The organism is Pseudomonas sp. C11, assembly GCF_034683865.1.
Taxonomy (GTDB): domain Bacteria; phylum Pseudomonadota; class Gammaproteobacteria; order Pseudomonadales; family Pseudomonadaceae; genus Aquipseudomonas.
Window position 1 is genome coordinate 60,510 of record NZ_JAWIIP010000010.1, and the last position, 12,144, is coordinate 72,653.

At 62.5% G+C, this 12,144-nt stretch carries 11 protein-coding genes; 4 read left to right on the plus strand and 7 right to left on the minus strand.

The window, feature by feature from the left end:
* The first annotated feature begins 137 nt into the window (after positions 1 to 137).
* The gene (locus VC352_RS16820) at positions 138 to 2,189 is read left to right on the plus strand and encodes a TonB-dependent receptor (RefSeq protein WP_322980680.1); all 2,052 of its coding nucleotides are present in this window, start codon (positions 138 to 140) and stop codon (positions 2,187 to 2,189) included.
* Positions 2,190 to 2,251: 62 nt separating this feature from the next.
* Here the strand turns inward: VC352_RS16820 and VC352_RS16825 are convergent, their stop codons facing one another.
* The gene (locus VC352_RS16825) at positions 2,252 to 3,391 is read right to left on the minus strand and encodes a DUF1624 domain-containing protein (RefSeq protein ID WP_322980681.1); all 1,140 of its coding nucleotides are present in this window, start codon (positions 3,389 to 3,391) and stop codon (positions 2,252 to 2,254) included.
* Positions 3,392 to 3,558: 167 nt separating this feature from the next.
* Between VC352_RS16825 and VC352_RS16830 the strand changes: the two genes are divergently transcribed.
* Positions 3,559 to 5,325, plus strand: a complete 1,767-nt coding sequence (locus VC352_RS16830; protein ID WP_322980682.1) for a S8/S53 family peptidase — start codon at positions 3,559 to 3,561, stop codon at positions 5,323 to 5,325.
* A 9-nt stretch (positions 5,326 to 5,334) separates the two neighbouring features.
* Here the strand turns inward: VC352_RS16830 and VC352_RS16835 are convergent, their stop codons facing one another.
* The 3 genes from VC352_RS16835 to VC352_RS16845 form a co-directional block, all read right to left on the minus strand.
* Complete coding sequence (locus VC352_RS16835; RefSeq protein WP_322980683.1) at positions 5,335 to 5,865, minus strand: GNAT family N-acetyltransferase; 531 nt, start codon at positions 5,863 to 5,865, stop codon at positions 5,335 to 5,337.
* Positions 5,866 to 5,922: 57 nt separating this feature from the next.
* Complete coding sequence (locus VC352_RS16840) at positions 5,923 to 6,492, minus strand: DUF1285 domain-containing protein (RefSeq protein ID WP_322980684.1); 570 nt, start codon at positions 6,490 to 6,492, stop codon at positions 5,923 to 5,925.
* Positions 6,493 to 6,596: 104 nt separating this feature from the next.
* Positions 6,597 to 7,199 (minus strand): DUF4823 domain-containing protein, encoded by a 603-nt coding sequence (locus VC352_RS16845; protein WP_322980685.1) that lies wholly within the window; start codon positions 7,197 to 7,199, stop codon positions 6,597 to 6,599.
* Between the two features lie 201 nt (positions 7,200 to 7,400).
* Between VC352_RS16845 and VC352_RS16850 the strand changes: the two genes are divergently transcribed.
* Entirely contained in the window at positions 7,401 to 8,150 is a 750-nt protein-coding gene (locus tag VC352_RS16850; RefSeq protein ID WP_322980686.1) for a hypothetical protein, read from the plus strand.
* Between the two features lie 38 nt (positions 8,151 to 8,188).
* Here the strand turns inward: VC352_RS16850 and VC352_RS16855 are convergent, their stop codons facing one another.
* Both VC352_RS16855 and VC352_RS16860 read right to left on the minus strand, forming a co-directional pair.
* Positions 8,189 to 9,157, minus strand: coding sequence for a GTP 3',8-cyclase MoaA (locus VC352_RS16855; RefSeq protein WP_322980687.1), 969 nt, complete (start codon positions 9,155 to 9,157; stop codon positions 8,189 to 8,191).
* Between the two features lie 113 nt (positions 9,158 to 9,270).
* Positions 9,271 to 9,891 carry a TetR/AcrR family transcriptional regulator gene (locus tag VC352_RS16860; RefSeq protein ID WP_322980688.1) on the minus strand — a complete coding sequence of 207 codons (621 nt, stop codon included), beginning with the start codon at positions 9,889 to 9,891 and terminating at the stop codon, positions 9,271 to 9,273.
* A 75-nt stretch (positions 9,892 to 9,966) separates the two neighbouring features.
* Between VC352_RS16860 and VC352_RS16865 the strand changes: the two genes are divergently transcribed.
* A complete protein-coding gene (locus VC352_RS16865; protein WP_322980689.1) occupies positions 9,967 to 11,100 on the plus strand; it encodes an aminotransferase class V-fold PLP-dependent enzyme in 1,134 nt (377 codons plus the stop codon).
* A gap of 229 nt (positions 11,101 to 11,329) precedes the next feature.
* Here VC352_RS16865 and VC352_RS16870 read toward each other — a convergent pair whose 3' ends face one another.
* Positions 11,330 to 12,112: a TatD family hydrolase gene (locus tag VC352_RS16870; protein WP_322980690.1), complete on the minus strand. Its 783-nt coding sequence runs from the start codon at positions 12,110 to 12,112 to the stop codon at positions 11,330 to 11,332.
* Positions 12,113 to 12,144 lie beyond the last annotated feature (32 nt).

Consider the following 12,144-nt stretch of genomic DNA (forward strand, 5'->3'; position numbering starts at 1 on the left):
TTATGGTATAACATATTTATCATCTCCCCCGGATCCGCCCCAGAGGACAAGCCAGAGCCCTGCAACGCCAATCCATAACCACATCGCTCAATCGCGAAGCCTTCTGCCCACCGCCAGCACGACAACTAGGAATACCCATGAAAGCCACTTCGGCCTCCCTCGCCGTTCTGACTGCACTGTTCACTGCCGACCTGCATGCCGAATCGTCCGGCACCTCCACTCTCTCGCTGGGCGCAATCACCGTGACGCCCAAGGATAACGGCCCGCTGCTCACCGACAGCATCCTGACTTCGGTCGACATCATGGGCAGCGACAAGATCGAAGATAAGACCGTGAGCAACAGCTGGGAGCTGCTGGGCCAGATGCCCGGCATCCAGCTGACCGAAACACGCATGGGCGCCGAATCCGGCAAGGTCACCTTCCGCGCCTTCAATGGCGAGGGCTACATCAACGGCATCAAGACCCTGATCGACGGCATCCCGAGTAACGTCAACAGCGGCAACCAGCGCTTCATCGACATGATCTTCCCGCTGGACATCGATTACATCGAGGTGGTGCGCGGCACCAACGACCCGCGTTACGGCCTGCACAACATCGGCGGCAACATCAACTTCGCCACGCGCCAGGGCGGCAACTACACCGACGGCCGCCTGACCTACGGCAGCTTCGACACCCGCGAAGTGCAACTGGCCGTCGGCCACGAAGAAGGCAACTTCGCGCAGAACTACTTCATGGCCAAACAGGACTCGCAGGGCTTTCGCGATCACAGCGAGTCGAACAAGTATTCCGTGGGCGGCAAGTGGTTTGTCAGCGACGACGAGCAAACCATGAAGCTCGGCCTGATCGCCCGCCTCTACCATCACCAGGCCGAGGAACCGGGCTTTCTCACCGCGCAGCAACTGGCCGCCAGCCGCACCCAGTCACCGGAAAAGAATGCCAACGACGGCGACGACCGCGACATGAAGCACCTCAGCGCGCATGCCGACTTCCAGCTCAACGACGAGCTGAGCCTGAGCAACAAGCTGTACTTCAACAGCTACGACGATGACCGCACCGTGACCTTCACCGATTACCCGGTAGGCAATGCCCCACGTCAGCGCCGCCAGTGGCAGGAGCGCCAGACCGGCATGCTCAGCAACCTGACCTGGCGCGCCCACGAGATGCTCACCCTCGATGGCGGCGTCAACTACGAGCAGCAGAACAACGAGTACCGCCGCTACCGCTACAACTTCGGCATCCCCACCGACTTCGACGCAACGCCGGCACGTACGCAGAACGACGACAGCTACACGCTCTACAACACCGGGGCTTACGTCCAGGCAATCATCCAGCCCATCGAGCAGTTGAAGATCATTCCGGCCTACCGAGTGGATCAGTTCTCGGGTAATACCGAGCTGATGAATGGCGTGAAGGCTAAACTGCAGGACTACGGCTGGATCGAGCAGCCCAAGCTCAGCGTGGTGTACAGCGTCACACCCGACATCGATGTCTACGCCAACTGGGGGCGCACCTTCCAGATTCTCACGGGCTCCGACAAACCGGCCTATCTCACGCCCGGCCTGGCTGCATTCAAGCCTTCGATCAACACCGGCAAGGAAGTGGGCGTGAAGTTCAGCCCCTTCGCCGACTCGCAAGCGCGCATCGCCGTATGGCAGCAGGACGCCACCGACGAAGTGGCCAATATGCCCAGCACCGGCACCACCGTCGGCCTGGGTGAAACCCGACGACGTGGCGTCGATATGCAGCTGACCGTGCAACTTAACGAGCAGTGGACGCTATGGGGCTCGCACGCCATCCAGGAAGCCAAGGTGGTCAGCGCCCGAACCGCAAGCGGCCAGTCGCTAGCCGGCAACGAAGTGTTCTCCACGCCGCGCTACGTCAGCAACCTCGGTGCCGACTACCAGCTCAACGATGACTGGCGCTTCGGCCTGCAGGCCCGTGCGCAGGGCGATTACTACATCGACGAGTTGAACGAGCAAGGCAAATACGGCGGCTTCGCGGTGCTCGACGCCAATGTGCGCTACCAGCTCAGCGACACCACCAGCCTCGACCTGCAATTGAAGAACCTGACCGACCGTGACTACGAATACGTGTGGTTCGACAACTTCTTCTGGGGTGGCGACGATCAGCCGATGTTCTCCCCGGCTCCGGGCCGCTCGGCCTATCTCTCGGTCAACATGAAGCTGTAACCCATGCACCCAATGAAAAGGCCAGGTTAAACCTGGCCTTTTCATCTGCGTAAGACGACCTGTCAGAGATACTTCAACCAGGCGATGTCACGACGCCGCGCCTTGAGCCGGGCGAACCACTGCGTCGGCGGGAATAGCAGCACCGCCAGCACCAGCATCGTCAGCCAGACCCAGGCCATCGAAGCAAAACCGAAGTAATGCCCCTGGTTCGCGCCCCAGATGGCGAAGGCAACGATATAGAGCAGCTTGAGCACATACAGGTGCAGCAGATAGAAGAACATCGGCGCGCTGCCGAATACCGCCAGGGTGCGTACCACACGCCCCGCATTGCGCCGCTCGAAGTAGGCCAGCAGCAGCAGGCCGATGCCCAGCGTCAGTGCCAGGAACAACAAGGACGGCGGGTACTTGGTGACATTGAACAGGCCCATCAGGGTGTGCTGCCAGGTGTCCTCGACCACCCAGGGCTTCTCGCCATAGACGTTGGCCAGCCGCAACACGACGAACAGCCCCAACGCCCCCAGACCGCACCGGCGCAGCGCTTGCAGTCGCGGCTGCGCTGGGCTCGACCAGCGAAACCATGGCCCGATCACGTAGCCCAGGGCGATCACACCGATCCACGGCAACACCGGATAAGACGTGCGCAGGCGCAGCGTATCGGAGAATTCGAGCCAGCCACGATCGTGTAGCACTGCCCAGGGAATGTGCATGGTCGACTCGGGCGCAAAATGCAGCCCATCGAGCAGGTTGTGCCCGGCCACCAGCACCAGCCCCAGCAGCGCCAACAACGCACGCGGCAACCACAGCAGCAATGACAGCGCCAGCATGCTCAGGCCAATGGCCCAGATCACCTGCAGGTAGATCACCGTGGGCGGAAACTGGAACGTCCAGGCGAAATTCACCAGGGTTATCTCCAGCACCACGAGGAACAGGCCACGCTTGAACAGGAAGGCACTGGTCGCCGCCCGGCTCATCTGCTTCTCGCCATAGAGAAACGCCGACAGACCGGTCAGCAGGATGAACACCGGCGCACACAAATGCGCCAGGGTGCGGCTGAAGAACAGCGCCGGATCGGTGGCCGTCACATCCATCGGATCTCCCACCTGCATATGCAGGTAGAAGGTTTCGCGAACGTGATCGAGCAGCATGAAGAGGATGACCAAGCCGCGCAGGGCATCGATCGAAAGTAGACGATTGGAGGACATGGATCGCTTCGACAGTGGGCTAAAAAGAAACGTAATACTATAACTTTTATTGATTGAATCGGAGTGACTGACCGCTACATAGGCGAACATCGGCAAGAAGCCCCCGCTTGAACGAAGCATGGCGCCAGCAGTCGGAAAGCAGAACAGCCGCCACGGAGCCTCGCCCCATGCAGCCGAACCGCGCCCTGCTCTGCGCTTTTTTCATGGCCTTGCTCAGCCCACTGGCAGACGCCGCAGAAGCCCTGCGTATCAAGAGCCTGCAGCGCTGCGGCGACCTGCTCGACAACCAGCACCAGGACTGGTGCCTACAGGTACGCGGGCTCGGCAGCACGCTACCGAAACTGCATCTCGGTGAAAGCACTCTGCCCGCCTCGCTCGTACGCCGCAGCGAAGGCGGCCTGCGCCTGCAGTTGAGCGCGGCTCAATACCGCAGCGCAGCGCTTTGGCTGGAGGATGGTGAACGGGTCAGCAACCCGGTATGGCTGTCGCTCAACAGCAGCCACGTGCTCGCTGCCACGCCCAATGAGGTGGCGAAGAACATGGATGGGCTGACCACTTATGTCGACCTGGTCAGCGTTCTGATCGAGGAGAGCCACGAAGGCCGCGATGAGGCCAGCCGTCTGGCGAAGAAATACGGCGCCGAGGTGGTCGGCGCCATCCCACCGCTGAACACCTACCAGTTGCGCCTGCCGGTAAAGAACCTTACCGAACGCGATGCCCTGGTGCTGCGCATCGGCAGCGAAACCAGCGTCGACGCCGTGGTGGTCGAGGAAAGTGCCCCGGAGCGTGACCAGGAAGCCGAAGCGGCGCACGCGCCAAGGCCGCAGAGAAACTCGGAAGAATGGGCGGCGAACCGTTTCGCCGATGCGGTGAACTACTACCGGCGGCGCCTTCCTGCTGGTGATTCCCCTATCGAGCCGAAGCCAATCCGCGTCGGGGTGATCGAACGTGACGTCGATTTCGACGCGCCGGACTTTGCCGACTACCTGGGCGCCTGCCCTGACGGCAAACCGCGCACCTGCCTCTACGCCCGTGATGCCGAGCAACCGGATGGCCACGGCAGTACGGTCGCCGGCATTCTCGCCGCGCACTGGGACAAGGGCGGCAATACCGGCTTCCTGCGTGGGCTGGACAAGGCCAGCAACGGCTTCGAAGTGATCGTCGAACGCAACTCCGATGCCGGCATCACCGCCAATATCGCCGCCTCGGTCAACCTGGTCGAAGATGGCGTGCGCGTACTCAACTGGAGCTGGGGCATCCACCGCGTCGGCACGCGCAATGTCGAGGGCGACCAGATCGACTCACTGGTGCGTTCGGGCATCGCCATGAGCGGCTACGAGGAACTGCTGGAGGAGTTCTTCCTGTGGCTGCGCAAGGAGCACCCGGACGTGCTGGTAGTCAACTCTGCGGGCAACGGCTCGTCCTTCTCCGGGCGCGACGAATACCGCCTGCCCTCCTCCTTCATCACCGAGCAGTTGCTGGTGGTCGGCGGGCACCAGCGCAGCGAAAGGCCGGATGTCGCCGTGGACGATCCGGCCTACGTGGTCAAACGCAACTCGTCGAACGTCGACATGCGCGTCGACATCACCGCTGCGGCCTGCGCCCGTGCCTCCACCCACGAACCCAATGCGACCGGCGAGGTGCATTGCGGCACGTCCTACGCCACGCCGATGGTCACCGGTATCGTCGCCGCCATGCTGTCGATCAACCCGCGCCTGCAGCCCGAACAACTGCGCATGCTGCTGCGACGCAGCGCCATGACCATCGGCGGCGACTACGACTTCGAACCAATGGATGCCGAAGACCTCACCGCCCCCATCCTGCCATCGGAACGCAACTACCAACTGAGCGACAAGGACGTCGGCCGCTCGGCGCGGCTGGATATGCAGAAGGCACTGGATCTGGCGGTACAGAGTCGGGATCGGGTGCGTTGAGCACGCGGCTCAAGCCTCCGACACCCGCTCATACAGCTCGACCGGTTCAACCTTGCCCTGGTGGCCGCATGGGCTGTGGCCCAGACCCAGATGGCGGAAACCGGCCTTGAACAGCACGCGCCCGGATTGCGGATTGCGCGCCAGATGGCTGGCATGCAGACGACGCAGGCGCAATTGCTGGAAGGCAAAGTCGACCAGCGCATTGCACGCCTCGCTGGCATAGCCACGACTCCAGTACGGCACACCGACCCAGTAACCCACCTCGGCCTCGCCTCGGGTGATGTTCTGGAGCGACATGCTGCCAACCAACTGGCCACTGGCCGACTCGGTGATGACGAAGCTGGCCGCCGCACCACTGGCCCAATCCTGCGCGCAGCGTTCGATCCACTGCTGCGCCAATTCTTCGGGATAAGGGTGGGGAATGCTGCGGGTGACATCGGCAATACGAAAATCCCCCGCCAGGCGCTGCACCTCGGCGGCATCCTGCGGCTGCGGCGGGCGCAGCGTCAAACGCTGCGTTTCGATGCGATGCTCATCCATTTGCGCCTCCTGTCATAACCCTGGCCCATCGAACCAGCCGGCAATAACCACGATGCCTCAAACCGGCATTGGGCCTATGGGATAGAACTGCCCGGCACTCCAGACACCCAGCCAGGATTCGCCGTTGATCTCACGCTCCACCGCCAACTCGACGAGTTGATAGAACACGTTGCGGTGAATCAGCGCTTCGAGGTTACGCCGCACCAGCACGTAGGGCGAGGGTTCCTGTGTCGCAGGGTCGATGACCACACGAATCGGATGCTCCTCGCCAGCGCTGACCTCGTCCTCGACATTGGTGGTAAAACGCAGCACCTGCGCCTCGCCCTCGCCTTCGACCTGCAGGGTCACCGCCACGAAGGGCGCATCCTCGACCTGGATACCGACCTTCTCCACCGGCGTGATCAGGAAGTAGTCATCGCCATCGCGGCGAATGATGGTGGAAAACAGCCGCACCATGGGTTTGCGGCCGATGGGCGTGCCCAGGTAATACCAGGTACCGTCGCGGGCGATGCGCATGTCGATATCGCCACAGAAATCCGGATTCCACAAATGCACGGGAGGCAAACCCTTGCCTTCACCTTTGGGAATCTGCGCCAGCAGGTCGCCGGCCTTGCCTGGATCGCTCATGCTCTGTCCTCGTCAGCCTTGCTGCAGGCGGCAAAGGATACACCGTGGGAGGGGCTTTAGCCGCGACCGGCAGTGTTCCATCTACCCAAGCAGTGCTACCCAGCTCAGCGCGCCACGCCCAACAAGCTGCGCGCGTAATCCTCCAGCGCAGGGCCGATGATGTCCTGTGGCTGCACGTCATAGAACGTCAGGAATCCGCCACGGCTACGGATCCGAGCCGTATCCACGAGAAAGCGTGTGTTGGTCTCGATCAGCATGAGCTGGATCACCGCGCGGTCAGTACCCAGACGATCCAGGGCTTCCTGATCCTCCCACTCCTCGACGGTACCGATACGGTCGTCGCTGTAGGCGAAACGGGTATAGAGCAGGTAATGGGCGCCGGCTTCGCGCGCCTGTCCCATCGCCTCCTCCAACCCCAGCGGCTGCTTGGCCCGACGCACCAGCGGGAAATACTGAACGAAGCCCTTGAACGCCTCCTCAGCCACTACATTGGGACGCGGATAGCCATGCCCCGGCGACACGAAACTGCCCTGGGCAATATAGATGAACGAGTCCTGCTGCAAACGCCGCGAGGCCATGCGCTCGGTACGACCATGGTCGAGAACCCCGGCGTCGCCCAGGTAATACTCGGTACTGCTGGCCATGTCGCTGACCTTCATGCAGCCGGTCAGGCTCAGTAGCGCCAGCAATAGAAGCAGGTTACGCATCAATCGATCCTCCACGGGCCGGCGACGGAAAACCGGCAGATATGCCAGGGATGCAGTTTCTGCGCCAGCCGTGTGCAAGATACATCGGGCTCACACCATCGCTTTGACGATTTCTTCATGCCTTTTTGACGAGGCTTCGACACGCACCGGCCTAGTCTGCCAACACCTGCCAAACCCCTTGGCACTCAAGAGTGCGCGCCTATGAACAAGCTTCCTCAGATCACCCTGGCCTTCTGGGTCATGAAAATATGTGCCACCACGCTAGGCGAAACGGCAGGTGATCTGCTGTCGATGACCCTGGATATCGGCTATGCACTCAGCTCGCTGCTGCTGATCAGCCTGTTCTTCGTCTCGCTGTTCGGCCAACTGCGCGCACGTAGCTATCAGCCAGCGCTGTACTGGACGGTGATTCTCACCACCAGCACCGCCGGCACGACGATATCGGACTTCATGGATCGCTCGCTGGGGCTGGGCTACGCCTCCGGGGCGCTGGTACTGGTCAGCCTGCTGGTGGGCGTGCTGACGGCCTGGCGGCTCAGCGAAAAATCACTGTCGGTGGATCACATCAACAGCCGCCGCGGTGAGCTGTTCTATTGGGGCGCCATCCTGGTCTCCAATACCCTGGGCACTGCACTGGGCGACTACCTGGCGGACGACTCGGGCCTGGGTTTCGCCGGTGGCGCCCTGCTGATCGGCAGCCTGCTGGCCGTGGTCGCCATGGCCTACTACCGCACGAAGCTGTCGCGCGTAGCCCTGTTCTGGATCGCCTTCGTCCTCACCCGCCCCTTCGGCGCCACGTTGGGTGACGTACTGACCAAGAGCACGGAAAAAGGCGGCCTGGACCTGGGCACCATCGGCTCATCGGCCGTGCTGGCGAGTGTGCTGGCGGTCATGGTGTGCATGGCCATTTGGGCACAGCGGATGACACCGGTCGCCATCCGCAACGACTGACGCCTGCGCCAGCGCCGCGAATGGCGGCGCTGGCGACATCAGCCACCGATGATCTTCATCACCGTGGCACCGCCCGAGAAAGCCAGATCCTGCTTGTCCCCCAGCGCCTTGATCAGCAAGCGCTGCAGTGCTGGCAACGCCTGGTGGCGTGGCTTGTCCAGCAGATCGCCCACGTAGTGGCGGTTGCTCGACGACAGGCAGCCATGCAGCCAGCCGGTCGACGACAGCCGCAGACGCGAACAGGTGCGGCAGAACGGCACGCTCTCGTTGGCGATCACCCCGAAATGGCCGACGCCGGGAATGGCATAGCGCATCGCGGTGGCGTCCACCGGCGCACTGGCCTGCACGTACTGGTGGCGCTCACCGATCAATTCGAGCAACTCGGGCAGGCCGACGAACTGCTGGTTGAAGGCATTGGCATCACGCGCCAGATGGCCCATGCGCATCAGCTCGATGAAACGCAACTCGAAGCCACGCTCCAGGCAGTAATCCAGCAGGGGCAATACCTGGTCGAGGTTCTGCCCGCGCAGCGGCACCATGTTGACCTTGATCTTGATTCCCGCCTCACGCGCCGCCTCCATGCCAGCCAGCACGGTGGCCAGATCGCCCCCGCGCGCGATGCTGCGGAAAGCAGCGGCATCGAGGGTGTCGAGGGACACGTTGAGACGACGAATGCCACAGTCGATCAGCAACGGCAGCTTGCGTTCGAGCAACTGGCCGTTGGTGGTCAGGCTGATGTCGTCCAGGCCCATCTGGCTGACCTGACGTAGAAAAGATTCGAGTCGCGTACTGACCAGCGGCTCGCCACCGGTGATGCGCAGGCGCTCGATGCCCGCCGCCTCGATCAGATAGGCCACGCCGCGTGCCATGGCGTCGGCGGACAGTTCGTCCTGGGCAGCGACCAGGCGCTTGCCGTCCGGCACACAATAGGTACAGGCGTAGTTACAGGCGGCAGTGAGGCTGATACGCAGGTTGCGGAAACGTCTGCCCTGGCGGTCGACGATCATGAAAGGCTCCGGTGGCTCGATGCCCCGGAGTATATCGCGAGGCCAGCCGCGGCAAAGGTGCCGGCCGGCCTCGGAGGCGGTGAGGTCGCAATCGCAGTGTCGCGAGGTCGTGCTTAGTCGCGCTTGCGCTTGTTGCCCATACGCACGCCGATATCCATGAGGAACTGGAAGAAGCCTTCCTGATCTTCCAGCACGTTGCTCCAGAACGGCGAGTGGTACAGCGCCACGGCGCCGTGTACCAACGCCCAGGCGGCGCAATAGTGGAAGTACGGCGGTACGTCTTCCAGCTTGCCCTCGGCGATCCGGCCCTTGATCAACTGGGTCAGACGCTCGAAGTTGGAGGCGCGGATCTTGTGCAGTTGCTCGACCATCTCCGGCACCTGATTGCCCTTGACCACCTTTTCCTCCAGGCGGTCGAACAAGCGGTAACGCTGCGGATCGCGCATGCGGAACTCGAAGTAGGCGCGCGACAGCGCTTCCTTGTCCCGATCCACATCGGCCGAGTGCAGCAGCTCGTTCAGGTCGCGCTCGTAGTCGAGCATCAGGCGCAGGTAGATCTCCGCCTTCGACTTGAAGTGCTTGTAGATGGTGCCTTTGCCGATGCCCACCGCGTCGGCGATCATTTCGACGGTGACGCTGTCTTCCCCTTCATCGAGGAAGAGTTTCAGTGCGGTGTCGAGAATCTCTTGTTCGCGGCGACGAAATTCGCGGACCTTACGGGGTTCTTTCTGCATAAAGGGACTGCGGAGTCAAAATTTGAAGCCGCACATTATGCCTAAATGTAGCCAAATTGCACGGATCATCCGACCATGTACGAGTTTCATGATGAGTTCCCGCAGGAACCCGGCCTGCGTTATCTGAACCACGCAGCCGTGGCACCCTGGCCCAAACGCAGTTCTGAAGCGGTGCGGCGCTTCTGCGAAACGAACGTAAGCTGCGGCGCACGTGACTATCCGGACTGGTTGAAGCTCGAGCGAACCCTACGCGAACGCCTTGCACGCCTACTGAATGCACCGAGCACGGGTGACATCGCTCTGGTCAAGAACACCTCCGAGGCGCTCTCGTTCGTCGCCTTCGGCCTGGACTGGCGCCCCGGCGACCAGGTGATCATCAGCGACGAGGAATTCCCGTCCAACCGCGTCGTCTGGCTGGCACTGGCCGCGCAGGGCGTGGAAGTGGTCGAAGTCAGCCTCAAGGGCGCAGACCCCGAGGGCAACCTGCTCGCCGCCTTTACTCCGCGTACACGCCTGCTGGCGATCAGCGCCGTGCAGTTCGCCAGCGGCTTGCGCCTGGATCTGCAACGTCTCGGCCAGGGCTGCCGTCAACGGGGCGTGCTGTTCTGCATCGATGCCATCCAGCAGCTCGGCGCCCTGCCCTTCGACGTGCAAGCCTATGACTGCGACTTCGCCATGGCCGACGGCCACAAATGGATGCTAGGGCCGGAAGGGCTCGGGGTCTTCTACTGCCGCAGCGACATACGCACCCAGCTCAAGCTGCATGAATACGGCTGGCACATGCTCGAACATGCCGGCGACTACAATCGCCAGGACTGGCAACCGGCCCGCAGTGCACGGCGCTTCGAATGCGGCAGCCCGAACATGCTGGGCGCCTTCGCCCTGGAGGCGAGCCTGTCGCTGCTCGAAGAGGTCGGCATGGTACGAGTCGGCGAGTTGCTGGAACAGCGGGTGCAACGCCTGACCGAGGGCATTCGCGCGCTACCCGGAGCCAGCCTGCACAGTCCGCGTTCACCCGAGCGACGTGCCGGTATCGTCAACTTCAGTCTGGCGGGCTGGGATAACACGGCACTGCAGCAACGCCTGCGCGAAGAGCAGATCATCTGCATCCAGCGCGGTGCCGGTGTCCGCCTGTCGCCTCATTTTTACACCCGCGAACAGGTCATCGAGCAAACCCTGGCCGTCCTAACCCAGGTGGCAAAAGGGTGAGCACTCAGCAGCGCCCGCGGTATTCCAAATCTGTTTAAAAAACGCTCGATTCGGCCTGGACGCTCGCCCAGCCTGGCCAATACTGAAACGTACTGGTGTGCGGCGTCTCCCCCCAAGTGCCCCGCCAGCCAGGGCACCGTGGATTGCGTGCCTTGCTTTACTCCTAATGGTCTTGACCCGGATTCACTCCCCCAGAGTCCGGGTTTTTTTTGCCCGTCCGAAACCCGGATCAGGCCACGCTGGCGAGCGGGAACAAGCGCTTGAAGTTACTGGAGGTCTGTTCGGCCAGCGTCTCGTAGCTGACACCCCGCAGCACCGCCAGGTACTCGGCCACTTCGCGCACGTACTGCGGCAGGTTGGGCTTGCCGCGATACGGCACTGGCGCCAGGTACGGCGAGTCGGTTTCCACCAGCAGGCGATCGGCCGGCACCTGGCGCGCTACCTCACGCAGCGCCTCGGCATTGCGGAAGGTGACGATGCCCGAGAGCGAGATGTAGAAGCCGATATCCAGCGCGGCCTTGGCCATTTCCCAGTCTTCGGTGAAGCAGTGCAGCACACCGGCTTGCGGCAGCGCCGCTTCACGCAACAGGGCCAGGGTATCGGCACGTGCCTCGCGGGTGTGCACGATCACGGGCTTGCCGGTGATACGAGCGGCGTCGAGATGAAGACGGAACGAGGCTTGCTGCAGCTCGGCAGATTCGGGCTCGTAGTGGTAATCCAGGCCGGTTTCACCGATGGCCACCACCTTCGGATGGGCCAGCTCGCCCAGCAGCCAATCCAGCGCAGGCTCTGCGCCCGGCTCTAGATCCAGCGGATGCACGCCCACCGAGCAGTCGACGTCGACATAGCGCTCGGCGAGGCTCTTGACGGTAGCGGCATTGTCGGCACTCACGCCGATACACAGGAAGTGGCCGACACCCGCAGCACGCGCTGCCTCCAGGGCAGCATCCAGGGAACCACCATGGGCAGCGAGGTCAAGACGATCAAGGTGGCAATGGGAGTCGATCAACATCAGGGAAAGCCTCAAGCGGCAAGCTTCAAGCC